This is a genomic window from Spiroplasma cantharicola (assembly GCF_001281045.1).
In the GTDB taxonomy this organism is placed as follows: Bacteria; Bacillota_I; Bacilli_A; order Mycoplasmatales; family Mycoplasmataceae; genus Spiroplasma_A; species Spiroplasma_A cantharicola.
Genome location: NZ_CP012622.1, coordinates 330185 through 352663, shown reverse-complemented (window position 1 = coordinate 352663; position 22479 = coordinate 330185). Strand labels below are relative to the sequence as shown.

The 22479-nt window shown below is 25.0% G+C and carries 25 protein-coding genes, 1 tRNA gene and 1 pseudogene; all 27 read right to left on the bottom strand.

Features of this window, described 5'->3' with window-relative positions:
- Nucleotides 1-21: 21 nt before the first annotated feature.
- The 27 genes and pseudogenes from SCANT_RS01645 to SCANT_RS01520 all read right to left on the bottom strand — a co-directional run bounded on the left by SCANT_RS01645 (nt 22) and on the right by SCANT_RS01520 (nt 22376).
- Nucleotides 22-687: a nucleotide exchange factor GrpE gene (locus SCANT_RS01645; RefSeq protein ID WP_053945987.1), complete on the bottom strand. Its 666-nt coding sequence runs from the start codon at nt 685-687 to the stop codon at nt 22-24.
- Between the two features lie 2 nt (nt 688-689).
- On the bottom strand, nt 690-1709 hold the full coding sequence (gene hrcA / locus SCANT_RS01640; protein ID WP_053945986.1) for a heat-inducible transcriptional repressor HrcA: 1020 nt from the start codon (nt 1707-1709) through the stop codon (nt 690-692).
- A gap of 62 nt (nt 1710-1771) precedes the next feature.
- The gene (locus SCANT_RS01635; protein WP_053945985.1) at nt 1772-3919 is read right to left on the bottom strand and encodes an ATP-dependent Clp protease ATP-binding subunit; all 2148 of its coding nucleotides are present in this window, start codon (nt 3917-3919) and stop codon (nt 1772-1774) included.
- Nucleotides 3920-4059: 140 nt separating this feature from the next.
- Nucleotides 4060-4806 (bottom strand): hypothetical protein, encoded by a 747-nt coding sequence (locus SCANT_RS01630; RefSeq protein WP_053945984.1) that lies wholly within the window; start codon nt 4804-4806, stop codon nt 4060-4062.
- A 28-nt stretch (nt 4807-4834) separates the two neighbouring features.
- A complete protein-coding gene (locus SCANT_RS01625) occupies nt 4835-5341 on the bottom strand; it encodes an isochorismatase family protein (protein ID WP_053946672.1) in 507 nt (168 codons plus the stop codon).
- Between the two features lies 1 nt (nt 5342).
- Nucleotides 5343-6455, bottom strand: a complete 1113-nt coding sequence (gene hemW / locus SCANT_RS01620; protein ID WP_053945983.1) for a radical SAM family heme chaperone HemW — start codon at nt 6453-6455, stop codon at nt 5343-5345.
- Nucleotides 6437-7912, bottom strand: a complete 1476-nt coding sequence (locus SCANT_RS01615; protein WP_053945982.1) for an MSC_0882 family membrane protein — start codon at nt 7910-7912, stop codon at nt 6437-6439. Before SCANT_RS01615 ends, hemW begins: the two co-directional genes overlap by 19 nt.
- A gap of 36 nt (nt 7913-7948) precedes the next feature.
- On the bottom strand, nt 7949-8224 hold the full coding sequence (locus tag SCANT_RS01610) for a TIGR04561 family membrane protein (protein WP_053945981.1): 276 nt from the start codon (nt 8222-8224) through the stop codon (nt 7949-7951).
- Nucleotides 8225-8334: 110 nt separating this feature from the next.
- Nucleotides 8335-8826: a hypothetical protein gene (locus SCANT_RS01605; RefSeq protein WP_053945980.1), complete on the bottom strand. Its 492-nt coding sequence runs from the start codon at nt 8824-8826 to the stop codon at nt 8335-8337.
- A 144-nt stretch (nt 8827-8970) separates the two neighbouring features.
- The gene (locus tag SCANT_RS01600; RefSeq protein ID WP_053945979.1) at nt 8971-10095 is read right to left on the bottom strand and encodes a lipoprotein; all 1125 of its coding nucleotides are present in this window, start codon (nt 10093-10095) and stop codon (nt 8971-8973) included.
- 19 nt (nt 10096-10114) lie between these two features.
- Nucleotides 10115-11218, bottom strand: coding sequence for a lipoprotein (locus tag SCANT_RS01595; protein WP_053945978.1), 1104 nt, complete (start codon nt 11216-11218; stop codon nt 10115-10117).
- Nucleotides 11219-11240: 22 nt separating this feature from the next.
- Complete coding sequence (locus SCANT_RS01590; RefSeq protein ID WP_053945977.1) at nt 11241-12323, bottom strand: lipoprotein; 1083 nt, start codon at nt 12321-12323, stop codon at nt 11241-11243.
- A gap of 80 nt (nt 12324-12403) precedes the next feature.
- A complete protein-coding gene (gene nadE / locus SCANT_RS01585; RefSeq protein WP_053945976.1) occupies nt 12404-13132 on the bottom strand; it encodes an NAD(+) synthase in 729 nt (242 codons plus the stop codon).
- Between the two features lies 1 nt (nt 13133).
- On the bottom strand, nt 13134-14426 hold the full coding sequence (gene obgE / locus SCANT_RS01580) for a GTPase ObgE (RefSeq protein ID WP_053945975.1): 1293 nt from the start codon (nt 14424-14426) through the stop codon (nt 13134-13136).
- 26 nt (nt 14427-14452) lie between these two features.
- Complete coding sequence (locus tag SCANT_RS01575; RefSeq protein WP_053945974.1) at nt 14453-14806, bottom strand: hypothetical protein; 354 nt, start codon at nt 14804-14806, stop codon at nt 14453-14455.
- A gap of 18 nt (nt 14807-14824) precedes the next feature.
- Entirely contained in the window at nt 14825-15568 is a 744-nt protein-coding gene (locus SCANT_RS01570; RefSeq protein ID WP_053945973.1) for a DUF3196 family protein, read from the bottom strand.
- Nucleotides 15569-15673: 105 nt separating this feature from the next.
- Nucleotides 15674-16078 (bottom strand): 50S ribosomal protein L19, encoded by a 405-nt coding sequence (rplS, locus tag SCANT_RS01565; RefSeq protein ID WP_053945972.1) that lies wholly within the window; start codon nt 16076-16078, stop codon nt 15674-15676.
- Nucleotides 16078-16809, bottom strand: a complete 732-nt coding sequence (gene trmD, locus SCANT_RS01560) for a tRNA (guanosine(37)-N1)-methyltransferase TrmD (protein ID WP_053945971.1) — start codon at nt 16807-16809, stop codon at nt 16078-16080. Before trmD ends, rplS begins: the two co-directional genes overlap by 1 nt.
- On the bottom strand, nt 16809-17303 hold the full coding sequence (rimM, locus tag SCANT_RS01555) for a ribosome maturation factor RimM (RefSeq protein ID WP_053945970.1): 495 nt from the start codon (nt 17301-17303) through the stop codon (nt 16809-16811). Before rimM ends, trmD begins: the two co-directional genes overlap by 1 nt.
- The gene (locus SCANT_RS01550; protein WP_053945969.1) at nt 17296-17559 is read right to left on the bottom strand and encodes a hypothetical protein; all 264 of its coding nucleotides are present in this window, start codon (nt 17557-17559) and stop codon (nt 17296-17298) included. The genes rimM and SCANT_RS01550 overlap by 8 nt, the downstream gene beginning before the upstream one ends.
- 107 nt (nt 17560-17666) lie before the next feature.
- A pseudogene (gene rpsP, locus SCANT_RS05580) lies at nt 17667-17933 on the bottom strand (30S ribosomal protein S16); the annotation flags it as partial.
- 311 nt (nt 17934-18244) lie between these two features.
- Nucleotides 18245-19396 carry a hypothetical protein gene (locus SCANT_RS01540; protein WP_053945968.1) on the bottom strand — a complete coding sequence of 384 codons (1152 nt, stop codon included), beginning with the start codon at nt 19394-19396 and terminating at the stop codon, nt 18245-18247.
- A gap of 130 nt (nt 19397-19526) precedes the next feature.
- Nucleotides 19527-20297, bottom strand: a complete 771-nt coding sequence (locus SCANT_RS01535; RefSeq protein WP_053945967.1) for a GNAT family N-acetyltransferase — start codon at nt 20295-20297, stop codon at nt 19527-19529.
- Between the two features lie 85 nt (nt 20298-20382).
- A tRNA-Arg gene (locus SCANT_RS01530) sits at nt 20383-20459 on the bottom strand.
- Between the two features lie 135 nt (nt 20460-20594).
- On the bottom strand, nt 20595-20915 hold the full coding sequence (locus SCANT_RS01525; RefSeq protein ID WP_053945966.1) for a hypothetical protein: 321 nt from the start codon (nt 20913-20915) through the stop codon (nt 20595-20597).
- Nucleotides 20916-21299: 384 nt separating this feature from the next.
- Complete coding sequence (locus SCANT_RS05355) at nt 21300-21452, bottom strand: lipoprotein (RefSeq protein WP_158500845.1); 153 nt, start codon at nt 21450-21452, stop codon at nt 21300-21302.
- A 60-nt stretch (nt 21453-21512) separates the two neighbouring features.
- Nucleotides 21513-22376: a lipoprotein gene (locus tag SCANT_RS01520; protein ID WP_053945965.1), complete on the bottom strand. Its 864-nt coding sequence runs from the start codon at nt 22374-22376 to the stop codon at nt 21513-21515.
- Between the last annotated feature and the right edge of the window lie 103 nt (nt 22377-22479).

Genomic DNA, 22479 nt, shown 5'->3' with positions numbered 1-22479 from the left:
CTCCTTTAATATTTTTCTAAATTACTCTGCAACTTTTACAGCTGCATGTTTAATAACTCTATCATGTAGTTTATAACCATTTGAAACAACAATTGCTATTTTTCCTGATTTAAACTCTTCACTTTTTACTTGTTCAATTGCAGAATGCACTTCTGGATTGAAATCATCTCCTGGTTTTACAACAACCATTGTCACCCCAGCATTAGTTAATGCTTGATCAATTTGATTAATAATCATTTCAAATCCCATTAAATAATTTTTAATTTCGGGATTATCAGGAGTTGATTTTAAAACTCCTCTAAACATATCTATTGCTGGAATTAACTCAGAGGCTAATTTTTCTCCACCATATTTTCTAACCAAAGCACTTTCATTTTGGAATCTTCTAACTGTATTTTGATTATCTGCAACTGCAATTAATCTTGCTTCTTCAAGTTTTGCAATTTGCTCATTTAAAGCGACAAACTCTAATTCTAATTTTTCAATATTAGTAAGTTCTTCAACTTTATTTTCTTTATCGTGATTTTTATCCTTATTTTCTTTACTGTCCTTATTTTCATGAGGATTTTTTTGTTCTTTGTGATCTTTATTGTTTTTTTGATCTTTGTTTTCTTTTGAATCTATTTTTAATTCTTTTTTAATATTTTCAAATAAATCTAAAATTGATTTCATTTTTTCTTTTTCCATTGTTATTCTCCTTCCAACAAAAATTTTTCTTCGATTTTATTGCTTATTCATTCTAAAAGTTTTGATACTTTATCATATTCAATTCTTTTAGGCCCAACTAGAGCTAAAGCACCTTTGCCCCCACCTTTTGTGGGGAAGTTTGTTCCAATAACTGCAATATCATCATTTTGATTACCTGTTTCTAAACCAATAGCAACAGTGGTTTTGTTTGTTTTACTTTGATAATTAAATCAAACAAAAGGAGAAGCATTTTCAATAAATTGAATAATATCTTTTATTTTTTTTGCATCATTAAACTCTGGATTTTCTAATAAATATTTGACACCACTTGTTCTTGATTTATTTGAGTCGGTATGAATCAACGCACCAATTAAAGTTTGTAAGACAAATTCATACTTTTTAACTTGTTGTCTTAAAACAGGAATCATCGCCTGAGATTTAGTTTCAATTTCTGAAATTTTTGAGTTTATTAATCTCTCATTAAATAAATCAATTGATAATCTTAATTCTTCTAAACTTATTGAATCAAGACTTATATTTTTATTTTCAATTGCTCCGTTTGAAAGAACAAATATAACTACTGCTGACTTACTTGAAATTGGTATTAACTCAATTTTTGATAAAAGCAACTCTCCATTAATTTCTGAAGTAGCAACAACTGTTGCTAACTTTGTCATCTCACTTAATATTGATGAAGTTTTTTCTAAAATTTCATCAATAGTCGCTCCTCTTTTTTTAAAAATTTCATTGATTTGAACTTTGATATCTTCAATATTATTTGATTCCATAAGGTTATCAACATAATATCGATAACCCTTTGTTGAAGGAACTTTTCCTGAAGACGTATGTGCTTTTTCTAAAAAGCCTTGTTCTTCTAAAAATGCTGATTCATTTCTAATTGTTGCTGAAGATACTTCCATTGTTAAAACCTCTTGAATTCTTTTAGAACCAACTGGTAATGCAGTTTTAATATATTCTTCAATAATAGATTTCAAAATTAAATTTTGACGTTTTGTTAACAATTAAAAACACCTCCATAACAATACATTTCTAGTTTATCAATAGCACTCTTAATAATCAAGTGCTAATTTAATTTATTTGAAGTTGATAGTACAAAATTGTTATTATTAACATCAATTACATAATTTCTCTTTGGTTCTATTTCCCCTGAAACTATAGCTCTTGCAATTAAAGTTTCAATATTTCTTTCGATATATCTTTTAATTGGACGAGCACCATATTGTTGATCATAACCTTCTTCTAAAACTTTTTTAATTGATGAATCTGTGAAGTTTATTATGTATTCATTTGTTAATAAAACTCTTTCCTTTAATTCATCCAAAGTTTTTATAATAATTTCTTTAATCACATCTTTTGATAAAGCATTAAAGTTAACAATGTTATCAATTCTATTTAAAAATTCAGGTCTAAAGAATTTTCTTAAATTTTCAGTTAGAATATCTTGATCAATTAATTCAGGTGGTGTTGAAATTAAATATTCAGAACCAATGTTTGAAGTCATAATTATTATTGTATTTTTAAAATCTATCGTTTTACCAAGTGAATCAGTAACTCTACCATCATCTAAAATTTGTAAAAATATATTAAATACATCCGGATGAGCTTTTTCTACTTCATCAAATAATAATATTGAATATGGAGCTCTTCTAACAGCTTCAGTAAGTTTACCTCCTTCTTCATAACCAACATAACCTGGAGGAGAACCTAATAATTTAGATACTGAATGTTTTTCCATGTATTCTGACATATCAAAACGTAACATTTTCTTTTCACTTCCAAATAAATTTTTTGCAAGTGATTTTGCAACCTCAGTTTTACCAACACCAGTTGGACCTAAGAATAGGAAACTTCCTATTGGTTTATTAGGATCTTTAATTCCACTTCTACTTCTAATAATTGCATCAGAGACTAAATCAAGTGCTTGATTTTGACCCCTCACCATTTTTTTAAGTGCTGTACTTAAACCTAAAAGCTTTTGCTTTTCACTTTCAATTAGGTTTTCCATCTCAATTCCAGTTCATTTAGAAACAATTGAAGCAATTTCTGTTTCACTTACTTCTTCAGATATCAATTTTTCCTTATTATTATCTAAAGCTGAACTTAATTGTTTTTCCAATGCAGGTAATAATGAATATTGAATTTCTCCAGCTCTTTGATAATTAGCTTGTGCTTGAACTTGTTCTAATTCTATTTTTAAACTATCAATTGTGGATCTAAATTGATTAATTTTTTCTAATGATTTTTTTTCAGAATTTCATTTATTATTGAAATCAGCTTGTATAACTTTTAATTTTTTAAGTTCTTTTTCAGCTTGTTGTAATCTCTCTTTTGACTTATCATCTTGTTCTTTAGAAAGAGCTGCTTTTTCAATTTCTAATTGCATAACTTTTCTATCAATTTGATATAGTTCTGTAGGAACTGAAGCTAATTCTGTTTTAATTGTTGCACTAGCTTCATCTACTAAATCAATTGCTTTATCTGGTAAAAATCTATCTGAAATATATCGATCACTTAATTGTGCTGCTGCTACTAAAGCATTATCATGGATTCTTACTCCATGATATGTTTCAAAACGTTCTTTTAGGCCCCTTAAAATTGAAATTGTTTCTTCAATAGTAGGTTCACTTACAATCACCTTTTGAAATCTTCTTTCTAATGCTGCATCTTTTTCAATGTACTCTCGATATTCTTTTAAAGTTGTGGCTCCAATTACTTTTATACCACCTCTTGCAAGAGATGGTTTTAGTAAATTGGATACATCCATTCCTCCACCATTTCCAGTTTTTCCTGCTCCTACAATTAAGTGTAGTTCATCAATAAATAATATTATTTGACCATTTTCTTTTTGAATTGCATTTACAATTCCCTTAATTCTTGCTTCATAATCTCCTAAAAAACTAGCACCAGCCATGACACTTCCCATATCTAGTTCTAGAATTTTTTTATCTTTCAAAACACTTGGAACATCACCTTTATTTATACGTTGAGCTAAACCTTCTGCAATAGCTGTTTTACCAACACCAGGTTCTCCAATTAAAACCGGGTTGTTTTTGGTTTTTCTACTTAAGATTCTAATTACTCGCATAATCTCATCATCTCTACCAATGATTGGATCTATTTTTCCCTCTTTAGCATCCTTTGTTAAATCCCTTGTATATTTATTTAGGATTTCTGGATCATTTAAAGGATCTGGTTTTTGTGTAAAATCCATAAACATTCCTCCTCTTAATTAGCACTCTATGTATCTAATTGCTAATCAATAATATATTACATTTTGTTTTAGCAATGTCAATGTTTAAGTGCTAATTTTTGAAATTTTTAACAAAAAAACACCAAATAAATGGTGTCTTTTTAATTTTTATTAATATAATTTTCTTCAACAAAAATACAGTAAAGTTGCATAAATGTAACATAAGCTAACTTTGCTTTTTCTTTTTTATTTAATTTTGAAGTTAATCTAGTTACTTCACCTTGAAAAAGTTTTATATTTATTGGTAAATATTTAAATATATTTATCTTGATCTTATTATTCAATTCAACATAATCTTCAATTTTATCTGATTTTAAAACTAAATTTAAAAGTTCCTTTTGTTCTTTAGTAATAAGACTTCTCAAATCCTCATTTTCATTAAAATCACAAAATAATAAAAGTAACTTGTAATTAATATTGTCTAAATTTTTAGAGGGCTTAATTTTCTCAGTTTGCTTTTTATTTAATTTCAATCAAATATTTGAATTGTACCTTAATTGAACTAAGAAAATTTGTTTTAAAATGAATATTTTTTGTAAAATTATCATTCCATTTCCTATAGAAAATTTACTTGAAAAAAAGATTGATGTTCAATAAGATATATTTTCAGTTAATTTTCATAAAACATAATTTTTAGTAAACTCTTTTTCCAATTCTTTTACGACCTTTTTAAAACAATTAATCTTAAAAGCCTGAGAAAAAAGTATATCATATTTCTTTTCAATTCTTATTTGAGGCTGATTTAAAAAATTATATATAATATCTTTAAAATCAACAAAATTATCATTATTTACTACTTTTAAAAGAGCAAAATTGTTATTGTTAATATTTTTTAATTGTTCAAGCATATAATCCTCCAAACAATTAATCGATACTTTATTTTATTTTTTTACAAAGATTATAATTTATTACAGATTTATATCCTTTTTTAATAGCATCATCATATGTTGCTTGAACGCAAACATCTAATGCTAAACCACAAATCTCTAAATCTTCAATTTTTTTATTTTTTAATCAAGAATCTAATTGTGATTCTACATTTAATTCTTCTCTATTTTTTGTATCTTTAGAAATATAAAAAGCAGAATAGCTATCATATTCTAGTTTAGTTCCTTTTTTTATTATTAAATCAACATTTGATGAATCAACAAAAAATTCTGCACCTTTTGAACCAACAACACAATGTTCTGGTCATTGTTTAAATGAAACATGTTTTTGTGGATGAAAGTCCCCTGAAAAAATAACATAATCTCCATTATTTTTATATTCTATGATTTTATTTTCAATCTCTTTTTTAATTAACTCTCCTTGAGGAACATAAAGTTTTCCCAATGGATGGGCAAAATCATATTGATAATCAACTACAATTAAAGCTTTTTTCATATTATAAAAAATCAATTAATATCTCATTCAAGATATTAAATCCCCTTTCCGTACATCTAAGATTGTTATTAACTATTTCTAATAAATTTTGTTTAATTTTTTCTTGGATTTTTTCTTGATAAAAATCAATTATATCTTTGTTTTTTTCTAAGGAAATATCAATTCCCTCTACCATTCTTAAGCCCATCATTATAATTTGAAAAAAGTAATCTTCTTGAGAAAGTAATTCAAATTCTTTTTTATAGTTTAAAATATTACCTTCATTTTTAGTTAAATAATACTTACCTTCAATTTGTTCAAAACCTGTAGCTCCAATACCTACTCCAGCAAAAGTAGAATTATTTCAATAACTAATATTATGAAGTGATTTATTATCTTTGCCTAAAGCATAATTCGAAATTTCATATCTAATGTAGCCCAAATCTTTAAGACCTTGATTAACTAATTCATCAAAAAGTTCATCATTTTCAGGCACTTTCATATTTTTTCTTCCTCAAACTGATTTTTCTTTCATTATTAAAGAATACCAAGAAATATGATCTGGTTTCAAATCTTTAAGATACTCCAAATCTGTTGCTATATTTTTTTTAGTTTGATCATATAAATTATACATTAAATCAATACTGACATTTTTAAAGCCTGCTTTTTTAATTAATTTATAAGCTTTTATTGCCAACGAGTTATCATGAATTCTTCCAATTTTTTTTAGAAGTTCATTATCAAATGTTTGAATTCCCATACTGATTCGATTAATGTTAAATTTTTTATAAATATTTAATTTTTCTATTGTAACTGATTCAGGATTTAGTTCTATTGAATATTCAAAATTTTCTTTGTTAGTATATTTTGAAAGAATTGTACACATTCTTGTTGTTTGTTCTTCATTTAAGCAACTAGGTGTTCCCCCACCAATATAAATACTTTGAACATCATCTAGTCTATTTTTATATGATTCTAACTCTAATTCAATTTTATCTAAATACTTTTCAATTACTTGGGGATCTTGGGGTTTTTTAACTTTTACAAAATCACAATAAAAGCAAATATGTTCACAAAATGGAATGTGAACATACAAACTATTAATTTTTCTGTCAATTATTTTATTGCTCCTCATGGTGTTAATGAAAGACCTCTTTTTTTTCTAATAATTAATCAAGGTATAACAATTAAGAATAAAATAATTGCCATTGAAGTAAAGAATATTATCATACAAATTTTATTTGCTCTTTTTCTAATTTCTTTGATTTCATGTTGTGGTATTATTTCATAACCATAATATCCAATTAAATTATTTTTTCTTGTTCTAGTTGTTACAATGTTTAATACATGAACTATTAAAGTAATAAATAAAATAACAATATTTGTTTTAATTTCTGAATCTAATGATTTTAATTTTACTTCTCAAAAGAAGAAATAAATTTTTCCCCCATTTAAAAATTTACTTTGTAAACCATACATTATTCCCAATGAAATTGCTCCAAAGATGTAAATACAAAAGGCGACTCAGTTTAAAAAGACTCCTCTTGAAATTAAACTTCTATAATTTCTTGTTATGAAATAAGGTACGAGTTCCTTGCCAAATAAAAGGTCCTTTTCATATTTTTTCACATTTGAGTAAATAAAAGCAAAATCAGTTAAACTTGTTATAAAAAATCCTGAAGCCACAATTAATAAAGTAATTGAGAAAAATGGATACATAACTTTTGCTCTCTCAACACCCATGTAAGTTCCTGCTTCACCAGCTTTATAATATATTGCTAACATAATTGAACTTGTAATTATTCCAACAACTCCTATTAAGAATATTAAAAATATTCTTAATTTTTCACTTCTTATTTCTCTTGCAATTTCTTTAGGAATAATATTTGCATTTTTCATTCTTTGTCCATATGAATTATGTTCATATGGATTATAGTTGTTTGAACTTACAGGTGCATAATCAACTTCTGGATTATATCCAAAATTTGGATTTGGATTATAAAATTGATTATTATTTGAAAAATCATTATAGCCATATTGCATATTATTATTTGGCATATGATAATTTTCATATAGAGGTTTATTACTATAAATTTCATTTCTTTGAATATTATTAATTTGATTATTTGGTGGATAAACCATTCTGTTATATTGATTTTCATCTCTATAATTTCCATAGTTAATTCTTGACATATTTTCAAAATCTAAACGTTCTTGTTTTAGATTATTATTATATTGATTTTGATAATTTACATAAGATTGTATTTGAGATGGTTGATATCGTGGTTGTTGATATTGCATAAAATCCCTTTGATTATTTTGAAAATAAACTTTTTCATTGGGATCTCTAATTTCGCTTCTTTTATATTCTGGCATTTTATTTTGTTGATAACTATTATCAAAATTTAATTGTCTTGGTCTTATATAACCAGAGTTTTTATTTTCAATTAAATTTTTTTGATAAATAGCTGTTTCATTAAAATAATTAGGGTTATTTTGAGGATTTGAATTCAACGCAAAAGTTCCAACTGTTTGTTGGTTTTGATTATCATTTAATTCTTCATTTTTAATTGGATTTATTAATCCACTCATAAAAAGTGCCCCCTTTTTTATGAGCATAAAAAGGTTTTATTTTTTTATTCTATCTCTTTGAATTTTTCTAATTTTTGCTATTTCTAGCTCAAAATTATTTCTTTGAATTTCAAATTTTTCAAGTCTTTTAAATTCATCTGCTGATACCTGTTCTTTTTCAAAATAAAATTTTCTATTTTTTCTAAAAAGTATCAAAAAATATATAGTTAAAGAAATAGATGCAATTATTGTAAAAACTAGCAATACAACTCATAAAGGAAGACTAAAGTCTAATACTTTAAAATTTGTTTTACTTAATAATAGTGTTTTCATAACAATCACCTTTTTTAGCCCAACTGTAAATACCCTATCTACAATTAATATTATAATATCATATTTATTAAAAAAACTAGATTTTTTTAAATCTAGTTTTATTTTTTTTATTAGTCTCAGCTTGCCACTAATGCATCAATAATATCGTTTTTTCACTCTTGAATATCTAAATCATTAACAAAAAAGTCAATAAATTCATCTTTTAAAGTAACAATTAAATTCATTGAAAAATCATTAATTTCAATATTTAATTCTTCTAATTTTGCTAAAACTTCTTTAGGAAATTCAGGACTAAAAGCAATTGATTGAACACAATCTTCTGCAAATAATTCAGCATCTGATTCTTCTTGTAATGAACCCATTAATGCAGAATAAACCTCTTCTTCTCCTATTTCGTTTTCTTTAACAACTCTTGATATTTCTTCAAGAGATTTACCGTCTAATTTTAGTGGTTCATAATTTTTTTCAATTTCTTCACCAAATAAAACGATTGCAAAATATAAACTCATACCTGCTATTAATTCCTCAAACATCTTATCTGCTATTTCATCAGGTAAATTATCAATATATTCACTTATACTATTTGCTTGTACTTCTGTCATTTTATAGTTCTCCTTATTTATTTAATTATCTAACAAAAACGTCTATTAATGTAAAAAAGTTTTAATAATTAAGAATTTAATTAAATTTTAAGAGTTTTAAAAATATAAATAAAACTTCAACTTATTAAAGTTGAAGTTTTTAATCTAAAAATTATTTTTTTCCTCTTTGTTGACTATATCTATTTTTGTATAAATTATACTATTATAATCTCATCTCTTATTGTTTGGACCTCATATTTCAAATCCATTGTTATAATGTGTCTCAGGATCATTATTAGGATCATTTAAATCGCTTCTATCATCGAATAAAAAATCTTTATAATTTGAGTTTTCATATTTAGAATTAAATTCATACGAATGATTTCAAATTTTATCTTTAATATATAAATTAAGTGCTGAAAAAATTTTTATACTTTCAAGTTCTGAATTTTCATCTCTCTTATATTCCATTATCCCATTAAATTTAAAATTAGCATTTGAAAATTTTAAATTTAAATGTTGGTTATTGGGATTTGTACTAATATTTGCACTTTCATTTACAAGCTCTTTAATTTCTAAATTAGGAGACTCTAATTGAATTTTATATTCTTCAAAAAAATCTTTTATTCAAGAACTTAAATTATTTGTAACATATCCTATAAAATAATCTACATATAGAGAAAATAAGCCTATATACATATCTTCACCTTGAATAGTTTTTACTTTTATAGTCTTATATCACATTCTTGTGCATGAAAAAGTATTCCCTTCTCTTGGTCCTGAACCTAAAAATATTGAAAAAGCATTTTTTTCTCTCAAGTTTCATTGATTATTATTTGTCATTTCTGAGCCAAATTCTTTAACGGCATCACTGTGAGATTTTGCAAGTGCAGTATTAACTTCCTGTTCACTTTTACCAACATAAAATGCAGACATCAATTCAATTCCAAATGGATTTTCTAAATTTGCTCCTGTTGGAAGTAGACTATCATATAAAAAATTAACACTATTTTTTTCTACATCTTCGCTATCAATAACTCTTTTGTACTTATTTCCATCATTTGAACCTGATCAAATTTTAAAGTGGTCTTCTTTTGAAGATAACTCTAAATCACCATTTTCTAATTGATTAATTTCTAATGATCCAAATCTCTCCAAAATTTCTTCATCAGTTCAAGTTGTTTTTTTATCTTCTGGTGGGTCTATTTTACCTCCAAAACAAGATACAACTGTAAATGAGCTTGAAGTTACTAATGTTATTGAACCAAGTACTGCTAATAATTTTTTCATTTTATTCACCTTTATTTAGTTATTCTACTATATCTATTTTTGTATAAATTATACTATTATAATCTCATCTTTTTTGATTTGGACCTGATAGTTCAAAACCATAATTATAATGATTATCATAATCCTCCTTATTAGGATCTTCTAAGTCCAAATCCCAATTGAATTTAAAACCACTATAATCTGATTTTTCATTTTTAGAATTAAATCCATAATGATGTAATGAAATTTGATGCAAAAGGTATAAATTTAATGCTTCTGATACTTTCATAGTTTCTATCTCTTCATTTTCATCTTCTCTATAATTAATTTTTTGAGTAAATTTAAAGTTAGCATTTTCAAATCTTAAATGTAAATGCTGATTATTTGCATTAGTATCATTGATTTCTTGATTTATATCTTCTTGAATTTTCAAATAAGGAGAATCTAATTGACTTTTATATTCTTCAAAAAAATCTTTCATTCAAGAACTTAAATTAGTTGTTACATATCCTACAAAATAATCTACATATAGAGAAAATAAGCCTACATACATATCTTCTCCTTGATTAGTTTTTACTTTTATTGTTTTAGATCACATTCTTGTACATGAAAAAGTATTACCTTCTCTTGGTCCTGTACCTAAAAATATTGAAAAAGCATTTTTATTTCTTCATTTAAATTGATTATCATATGTCATTTCTGAGCCAAATTCTAATACAGTTTTACTGTGTAATTTAGGAAATGCATTTTTAACTTCCTCTTCACTTTTACCAATATAAAATGCTGACATCAATTCAATTCCAAATGGATTTTCTAAACTTGCTTCTGGTGGAAGTAAACTATCATATAAAAAATTAGTGTTAATTTCTTCTACATCCTGACTTTTAACAACTCTTTCATACTTATTTCCATCATCTGATCCTGATCAAATTTTAAAGTGGTCTTCTTTTGAAGATAACTCTAAATCACCATTTTCTAATTGATTAATTTCTAATGATCCAAATCTTTCCAAAATTTCTTCATCAGTTCAAGTTGTTTTTTTATCTTCTGGTGGGTCTATTTTACCTCCAAAACAAGATACAACTGTAAATGAACTTGAAGTTACTAATGTTATTGAACCAAGTACTGCTAATAATTTTTTCATTTTATTTTTCCCCTTAATTTAGTTATTCTACTATATCTATTTTTGTATAAATTATACTATTATAATCTCATCTTTTTTGATTTGGACCTGATAGTTCAAAACCATAATTATAATGATTATCACTATTAGGTTTTTCTGAGTCAATTGTTTCAAAAAAGTTAAATCCATCATAATCTGAGTCTTCATATTTATAATTAAATTCTTCTCAATGATTTCAAATTTTATTATTGAGATATAAATTAAGTGCTGCATTAATTTTTCTATTTTCATCATTTTTATATTTAATTGAATCATTAAATGTAAACTCAGCATTACTCAATTTTAATTTTAAATGTTGATTATCCTTATTAGCAATAATCTCTTGTTTTTGATTTACTTCCTCTACAATTTCTAAATTAGGAGACTTTAATTGACTTTTATATTCTTCAAAAAAATCTTTCATTCAAGAACTTAAATTAGTTGTTACATATCCTACAAAATAATCTACATATAGAGAAAATAAGCCTACATACATATCTTCTCCTTGATTAGTTTTTACTTTTATTGTTTTAGATCACATTCTTGTACATGAAAAAGTATTACCTTCTCTTGGTCCTGAACCTAAAAATATTGAAAAAGCATTTTTATTTCTTCATTTAAATTGATTATCATATGTCATTTCTGAGCCAAATTCTAATACAGTTTTACTGTGTGATTTAGGAAATGCATTTTTAACTTCCTCTTCACTTTTACCAACATAAAATGCTGACATCAATTCAATTCCAAATGGATTTTCTAAACTTGCTTCTGGTGGAAGTAAACTATCATATAAAAAATTAGCTTTAATTCCTTCTACATCCTGACTTTTAACAACTCTTTGATACTTATTTCCATCATCTGATCCTGATCAAATTTTAAAGTGATCTTCTTTTGAAGATAGCTCTAAATCACCATTTTCTAATTGATTAATTTCTAATGAACCAAATCTCTGCAAAATTTCTTCATCAGTTCAAGTTGTTTTTTTATCTTCTGATGTGTCTGTTTTACCTCCAAAACAAGATACAACTGTAAATGAACTTGAAGTTATTAATGTTATTGAACCAAGTACTGCTAATAATTTTTTCATTTTATTTTTCCCCTTTACCGCCATTTTATCAAAAAAAAAAAAAAAAAGAAGTGATTAAACTTAATATTTTCAATCACTAACTATCTAATATTTTTAGGTATTGGAGCACCAATTCTTTTATGTTCAGAAATTTTGTGTAAATAATCAACTCTATCTTTTACTGCTTTATCAACTGATTTACCGCTAATATAATCATCTATTAAGTCATAACTGAAGCCAATTTCAGATTCATCTGTTTGGTCTTCTCATAGACTAGCAGTTGGTGCTCTATTTATAATTGATTGAGGAACACCTAAAATTTTTGCAGCCTCTCTAACTTCTCTTTTTAAAAGATGAACTATTGGAAGTAAATCAACTCCACCATCACCAAATTTTGTGAAATAACCTATATGCCATTCATCTGCATTATCCGTTCCCAAAACTAAGTAATTATGAGTTTGAGCCATTGAGTAAAGTGTTGTCATTCTTAATCTAGCTTTAGAATTTGCAAGTGCAATTTTTGATTGTTTAATTCCAGAATCATTTAATGAATCAGATAAAACATTAAAAGTTTTTGATAAATCAACAGATACATTTTTTAAATCAAATTTTTCAATTAGTTCTAACTTACATTTTTCATCTAGATCACTAGAGTTACATGGCATTCAAACTGTCAAATAGTCATTTGGAAAAGCTTTTTTTGCAATAGCTGCAACAACAGCTGAATCAATTCCCCCACTAATTCCTACAATAACTCCTTTTTGATTTGCTTTTTTTACCTCTTGTTGTAATCATTGTACTAAATAATCTATATATTCTTTTAGTTGCATATTAATCCATTCACTCCAATTCTATATCAAAAACCTTTACAATATCACCACGTTGTGCTCCTCTTTCTCTTAAAATATTATAAACTCCTAAATGTTTAAGTTTTTCATTAAACAACAGTAAGTTATCATAAGTTGAAATTGGAGTTTTTTGATATGCCTTATAAACATCTTCTCCCTCAATTTTTCATTTACCATTTCCAAGGTTTTTCACTTGAATATCTTTTAAATCAGTTTCAAAATTATAAACTTTATAATCTTGAGGATTTTCATCTTTAATTTCTCATAAAGGAATATCTTTAACAACTTCCAAAGTAGAACCAATCTCTAATAATAACTCATCAATATTAATTTTAGTTAATCCTGACACTTCAATAATTTTTTTATCTTTATATTTTTCTTTAAAATATAAAAGATTAATTTTTGCTTCATCAATATCAATTTTATTAGCAACAATAATTTCAACTCTTTTTTCTAAATTAAAATTATATTCAATTAACTCTTTTCTAATTAATTCATAATTTTTGATAACATCTTCAGTTGCGTAATTTCCTGACATATCAATAACGTGACAAATTATTTTACATCTTTCAATGTGTCTTAAAAATTCATGTCCTAAACCTTTTCCTAAACTTGCTCCTTCAATTAAACCAGGTAAATCAGCAACTGTAAAAGTTCTTCCACTTTTATCTCTACTTACTCCCAGCTGGGGATTTAAAGTTGTAAATGGATAATCTGCAATTTGAGGTTTTGAATTAGAAATCGCTCTTAATAAAGTAGATTTACCTGCATTAGGGAGACCAACAAAACCAACATCTGCTAATACTTTTAATTCTGCTTTAATATTTACTTCTTGACCTGGATCTCCAGCTTCAAAAATTGTAGGTGCTTTATTTCTCGAATTTGCAAATCTTGCATTTCCTCTGCCACCTTTACCACCTTGAGCAAGTACTTCTTGTTGACCATCACTAATAAAATCGAATAATAATTCATTAGTATCGTTATTATAAATAATTGTTCCTACTGGAACTTTAATATAGGTATCTTTCCCATTCTTACCGTGCATATTTTTTATGTCACCTTTAAAACCATCTTCTGCACTATAAAACTTCTGTAATTTTAAATCTAAAAGTGATGACTTACCTTCATCAGCTATAAAAATAATATCGCCACCTTTACCCCCATCACCACCATTAGGTCCACCATTTGCTACGTATAGTTCATGACGAAAAGAAACGGCTCCATCGCCACCTTTACCAGATTTGATATTAAAATGCGCTAAATCTACAAATTTCATGAACTAAGTTCTCCTCTTTTTATTTTTTAATCTACAATATCACCATTCATTGATATTGATATTTCACCATTAATTAATTGAGTATAACAGTTATGGCATAAAAATGTTGGCATACCAATTGAAGCATTATAATCATCTAACTCTTGTCATGCATCAATTTGAGGCTCTATCATGTCATTTAGTTCATCATCATCAATTTCTGGATCTTCATCCAATATTTCTTTAGCAATCTGTCCTAAAGTTTTTGGTGCCTTTTCATCTACATAATCAATTTCATCAATTCCACAAACTGAACAAGTAACTCCAAATAATTGCATCATAACGCTTTTTGGGTCATTATATTTTACAAAATCTTCTTCTGTGAAAGTTGTTTTTATCATAATTTTTACCTCTTTTCTTTAAATGATATTATTTAACTCACTTAATAATATCATTGTATTTTCCTTATTAAAATCTATTTTTAATTCTAAACTTTCTTCTAAAACAATTCCTAATGAATCACATGCTTTCATAATAATTGCCATTGCTAAATCATTTAAAGTAAATTTGTCAAAATTTAAAATTGGAAAAACATTATAAAAATAAGTATTTGCAATATGCTGACAAATTGTAAATAGACTTGGATTTGAATCATAGATAGTTTGTTCTATTTTTAATTCAATATCTTTTAAAATATCTTGTGCTTCTCTCAAATTATACTTTGCGGGATTTATTGAAATCTTGCTACCGTTCTTTTCAATCAATATTTCTTGATCGACTAATTGTTCAATTAAAACCATAATTAAAAAAGTTTTATACTCTGGTTTAATTTCACTATCTAATAAGTAAGCTTTAATATCTTCTAAAATTAATCTGGCATTTAATCCTCTTAGTGCATCAAATGCCATTAAATGAGAATCTTGGTCTAATTTTTTTGCCATAATATTTGCAACTTTTTCCGTATTTCAATTTGTAAAGTTTTTTTCTTCAAACTTAATTTTTTCCATTATAATTTTTTGCATTTGTTCTAATTGTTTTTCAAAATCTTGAGGGACATACGGAGCACTTAATTCTTCACAAACAATTTTGAAAGCCTCATCATAATCATTTTTGCTCATAATTTCATTAATTTTTTGCATTATATCTTCATAGTAATTTTTCATAAAAAACAAGCACCTCTTAATATTTAATATTTTACCTTTTTTAAAAATTAATTAAATAGAAACAAAAAAATCTTTCAAATAATTGAAAGATTTTAAATTAAATAATTATTTTTTAACTGCTTTTTTAACTGCTGAAGCATCTTTTGCTTTATTATTAATAACTTCTTTAATACGTGCAGCTTTTCCAGTTAATTTTCTAATATAGTAAATTCTAGCTCTTCTTACACGTCCACGTTTAATTATTTCAATTGTTTCAATAATTGGTGAATGAACTGGGAATGTTCTTTCAACAAAAACTCCATTTGAATTTTTTCTTACACAAACTGAATATGAAATTCCACTTCCTTGAGTTTTAATAACTACACCTTCAAATGCTTGGATACGGAATTTTTCTCCCTCTTTAATTTTTACATTAACTTTGATAGTATCTCCTGATGTAAAGTTTGGAAGATTAGTATTTAATTGTTCATCAATTAATGCTTTTGTGTTTTTTGTTAACATATTCATAATTAATTATCTCCTTTCAATTTTTTTAATTTTTCTATAAAATCTAAATCTGATTTGCTTAATTCACTTTTTTCTAAAAGATCTGGTCTTTTATTAAAAGTATTTCTTAATCGACCTTCTTGACGATATTTTTCAACATTTGCATGATGTCCACTTGTTAAAACTTCAGGAGCTTTTTTACCCCTAAATTCAATTGGTTTTGTATAAACTGGATGATCTAATAAATTATTTTCAAAACTATCATTTAAATGGGAATCTTTTGCAATGACACCTTCTAATAATCTAGTTATAGAATCTAAAATAACTATACTTGCTATTTCTCCACCTGTTAAAACATAATCACCAATTGATAATTCTAAATCCACATAATCTAAAATTCTTTCATCGAAACCTTCATAATGGCCACATACTAATATTATATGCTCATAATTTAAAGAATATTTTCTTGCCAAATTTTGATTTCAAGTTTTACCTTGAGGACTTGTTAAAACTACTAAGCTATTTTCCCTTTTGCAACTTTCAATTGCATTAACTACTGGTTCTACCATTAAAACCATACCTTTACCACCACCAAGTTGATAATCATCAACTTGATTATGTTTAAGTTTTGTATGCTTTCTAAGATCAATAACTTCTACATCAATACTATTTTTTTCAATTGCTCTTTTAATTATTGACTCTGATATATAAGAATTAATTAAGTTTGGAAATAAAGTTATAATTGAAAATTTCATTATACTAAAACCTCAAGTTGCTTTAGATATATTTTTTTTTCTTCAAGATTGATATTTTCTAAATAGAAATCAACACAAGGAATTCAAAGTTGATTATTTTCTATTACAATTTTTATCAAGTCGTGGGCTCCATTAAACATTTCATCAATAACTTTTCCATAGGATTTGTTTTGATAAAAACATTCAAAACCAATATAACTAAACTCTTCTTCTATAAGTTCAGACTCTCTTTTTACATAAACTGTATTATTAATTAATTTCTGAGCTTTTTCAATAGTATTGATATTGTCTAAAGCAATTATATGTTTTTTATTTAAAAAATAAGACTTTTTAACTTCAAAAACATCTAAATTTTTTGAAATACTTTCTAAAAAAAATTGCTCGCTTTTTATTTCCTTAATAAGAATTAGACCACTTTCTAATTTAAATTTAAGTTCACCTTTTAAGCCATGAGTTGCTACAATTTTTCCTATTTTTTGTAAATTATTAAACATGCAGTTCTAAGACCTCTAAATCTATAATAATTTTTTTAGAAAAAATTGATATCTCAGAATTACATATATTTGTAATTGCTTCTAAAAAACCTTCATTTTTTTTATTTTTAAAAAGTTCTTGATCCTTTTCTTGAATTACGAGTATAAACTCGTAAGTTTGATCAGTTTCATATTTTTGCTTTAAAACATATAATACGTCACTTGGGATAATATCTTTTAAAATTCTTTCAAATGCTTTAAAAATATCTTGTTTCACTATTTATTTGAAGTATTTTCTTTTGCTTCACTAACTTTTTTAGGTGCTGCTTTTTGAGCAGAAGCTGCTTTTGGTTTTGCAGCTTTTTTAGGTGCTTTTGGTTTTGCTTTTTTATTTTCCAATTTAACATTGTGTAAATCAGTCATAACACCTTCTTTTGAAAGAATGTTTCTTACAGTATCAGTTGGTTGAGCACCTTGTTGTAGTCATTTTAAAGCTATTTCTTTTTTAAGACTTACTTCTCCATTAATTGGATTATATGTACCAATTAATTCAATGTACTCTCCATCACGTTTAACGCGGGCATCTGAAGCTACAATTCTATAAAATGCAGCTCTTTTTTTACCAGCTCTTTTTAATCTTAATTTAACCATTGTTTTCCTCCTTTTTTTCTATTTAAGAACAATATTATATTAAACTAAAAAATAAGTTTGTCAAGTTAAATTACTTAACAAACTTATTTTAAGCACTCCTTATGAGCATAGAAAATCACTTTATTTGAAAAAATGTCTTGCTTTTCAAAGTACTCATAAACATCTCCATCTGAAATTCTAGTCTTGCATTTATAGCAAATCTTTGCGTGTATATTTTTTCTCATATATTTAATAATAAAAGCAATAATAGAAATAATATGTTTCAGTTTATTTAAAATTATATTTTATTACAATAAAAAGGATTTTAATTATTATCTTGCAAAGAATTTATTTCATATCCCTATAAATATTCAAAACATTATAAGAATTGTAAAATTGATAATATAGTATGTGTTTTGAGTATTATATATTGATAGTATATTTATTACTAAAGTAGAAATAAATATTATTAATGGTATTATAAATGTTTCAATTGAATTTATTAAATTAAATTTGGATTGTTCCAATAGTTCCAAAAGACCTCCAAATACGTATGTTAATAACATTGTTGAAAATACAATATATAATATACTTTTTAATAAATTAAGCAGTTCTGAGTTATATCAAACTGGTTGTTCTGAACCATTACTTGTTGAAACATCAGGAAAGAAAATAATATTAAGTATAATGTTTGCAAATATTATAGAAATAATTACATAATAAACTAATAAATGTAATCAATAGATTTTAATATTTAATTTTCTTGAAGATAAAATAATTGAAATATTATAATGAATCATTGCAACTATTAACATTGCTAATGCAAAACCAGCAAAAAAGTAATTATTTATTCTGACATTATTTAAAGACATTATAATTCCTGTAATTACAAAAACAGTTACATTGATTAAAAATGCCATAAATAATGAATTCTTAAACTTAGAAATATATAAACTAGATATTTTTCATCTGCTTGCTTGACTATTGTCCAAGTTATTTAAAGCTAAATTATACTTAATTGAATCTCAACTTGTATTTGTATAATAGGCTTCTGACATTTTTAATTCTTGTAATCCTCTTTGATTTTTAAGTGTTCTTTCTCTTTCTAAATTAAATGTTTCTTTTACATTATTTGAAATTACTTCAATTGCCTCACTATAGATTGTTATATCTTTTTCTAACAATAAAGTATTTGCCAATTTATCAATAAAATCTGATAAGTAATCTGGAATATAACTAATTGCTTTAAAATCTTTTAAAGCCTTTTTAGCTCCAGATAAATCATTTGCTACTATAATTTTTTTCAAATTATCAATATAGATAATTGTATTGTCAAACTCAAAAAGAATGTTATTTCTTAAATTTTTTCTATAATTTTTAAGATTGACAAATCTCGAAAATAATAGGTTCTTAATTGCACCATAAATTATTGTAAAAATTGTACCTAAAAGAATTAATTTAAAGGGATCAAATAATTGGAACATAAGTTCTCCTTCACCCTTATCTTTTAAATTATTAACTCATGCACTATAAAAATAATACATAAAAAATAAAAAACATATAAATACTAACTGTATACTAAACTTTTTAATAAAATCACCTATATTCTTTTTTTTAGTAAACTACCTTAAATTGTTCTAATCAGAAATCTTCTTCTTTAAAACCTAATTTTTTATAAATATTAAAGGCCATTTTACTTCCAAAAAGACAAGCTTCTTTTTGTCCTTTTTCTAAACATCTATTTATTAATGATTTCATTAAAAAAGTAGCAAGACCTTTTCCTCTTGCAATCTCTAACATTGCAATATCATCAATAACTGTTATATTTTCATCAAAGTGAGTTAAATGACCTGTTCCAACATATTGATCATCATATTTTATAATGTAAAGCTCACTAACTTTTTGATATTCTTCAAATATTCCATAAAATTTTTTAGAATCTGTTACTTCATCTGAAAATATTGTGCCAACTATTTTTACAAAATTGTCTAATTGTTCTTTATTATCCACTTTTATAAATTCAGCTTTTTTAACACTATATTTTTCATATTTTTTTAAATCATTTAAATTAAGTGCCATAAATTGATAATTTATTTTAAACTTAATCTCGTTAAGTAATTTTTGTTTTTGATAAGCTTTATTTGTAAAATTTGTAACAAATTTGGGACTATATTTTTTAACTTCATTAAAACCTTCAAAATTATAATCTCAATTTTTCTTGATAATTGAGGTTGGATGATCATTAAAAGATAATAATTCGTGGTTATTTACTTCTAATTTGTTAATTTCATTATTAACTGGATCAACATAATAACTTAAATAAACCTTTGCAATTGTGTCATATTTTTTTACTTCTGATATTTTTGATTTATACTTGAATTCCATATTTTATTACCTTTAAACCTCAACCATCTTATTTTACAAAAAAATAAAAAAAATACTAGCAAAAGCTAGTATGTATTTTTAAAATTGGCGCCCACGAGAAGATTCGAACTTCTGACCCTACGCTTAGAAGGCGCATGCTCTATCCTACTGAGCTACGTGGGCAAAAATAAGACAAAATAATAATAGCAAATTTTAAAGAATAATACTATATTTTTAACATTTTGGTTCTAAATATATAGTATTATAGTTTTTCTAAAATAATATTATTTTGCCTTTCTACTTTTAAATAATTTTAAATTACTCTTTTTTTAGAGTTGTATTTAATTCTTTAACTATAAATACACTATTATCTGTCTTTAAAGAAATTTTTAAATCTAGCTTATAGACATCTTTAAATTGATCAAAATCCATTTTCTTAAAATCAGTTACATTAATATTTACTAAATTTAATATTGATTTTTCCTGAGATTCTTCTGTAGCCTTAATATTTTTAGTAATTTTATTTTCCAATTCCTTCAATTTATCATTTTTTTCTTCTATTTGATCTAGCTCTTTTGTAGTTAAATCAATTGATAAACTATTAAAAATATCTATTTTTTCAGAACTTGAAGTGCTCATTCCCTCATTATTTTTATAAAAACGATGATTAATTACAGTACCGAATAATTGTTCTAAATATTCCTTTTGTTCATATTTTTCTGTTTGAGTGAATTTAAAAATAAAAGGTAATGTATCGTTATCTCTTTCATTAAATTTATTATTACTTTGATAACTAAATTTACAATTAAAAGTATATTCAGTATTATTTTTAATAACACTATTTTCATAATTTAGAAGTTCTGCTGAAGCTCCTAGAAATGAAAATCCTTTGTAATTAAACTTTTCATTAATTAAATCATAAAATTTTGTTAAACCTAAATGACCTAAAAATCACTTTGTACTAGTTATACTATTATTTATTTTATACCCCTCTTCAAATATAAAAGGTCCCTCATAACTAAATTAATTATTTTCCTTAACAAACTCTTTTAATAATTCATCTGTTAAATCCACTTTCTCAACAGGAGGTGGTACTGGATTGTTACATGCTATTACACTAGAACTTGATGTAGCCACTAAGCTAACAGCTCCTAAAATTGTTAATAATTTTATCATTATATTTTCCTTTTCTATACTATTTATTTCAATTTCTGATAATTATTTTCCAATTTTCATTTAACCTTTTTTAGATAAAATTATATTTAATTTCTTATTTATAAATATACTTATATTATCTTTCAATGCAATTTTTAAATCTAGGTTATAGGTATCTCTATATTCGTCAAGTTCAGACTTATCAAAATCTTTAATATTAATTTTTACTGAGTTCAAAAATGATTTTGATTGAGTTCCTTCATCATTTTTAAAACCATTAATAAATTCTTCCTCTAACTTTTCAATTTTTTTTGTTTTGTCAGCAATTTCTTCTAATGCTTTTGATGTTAGTCGAACTCTAATTGTCTGAAATATATCAATTTTTTTATTTTTTGAAGTACTCATACCTCTATTATTTTCATAAAAATCTTGATTTATTACAAAGTTGAAAAATTTATTTAAATATTCAAGATTGTCATATTTTTTTGTTTGAATAAAAGTAAAATTAAAAAATAATTTATCATTTTGTTCTTGGTTAAATTTATTATTACTTCTATAAGAAAAACCTACTTTAAATGTATATTTTACATTATTTTTAATGCTCTCAATTGTTTTATCAACAATTTCTGCGCTACCTCCAATGAATGAAAAACCATCATAATTAAAATTTTCATTAATTGAATCATAAAATTTTGTTAAAGCTAAAGTTCCTAAAATTCAGTATGTGCTAATACTTTTATCGCTAAATAAGTACCCTTCTTCAAATACAAAAGGTCCTTCATAGCTAAATTCATTATTTTCCTTAACAAACTCTTTTAATAATTCATCTGTTAAATCCACTTTCTCAACAGGAGGTGGTGGTACTGGATTGTTACATGCTATTACACTAGAACTTGATGTAGCCACTAAGCTAACAGCTCCTAAAATTGTTAATAATTTTCTCATTATATTTTCCTTTGTCCTTTTCAAAAATATTATATATAAAATAACTAACATTTTATATAATAAGTTTAATGGAAGTTCCAAACATAATATAAAAGTTATTATA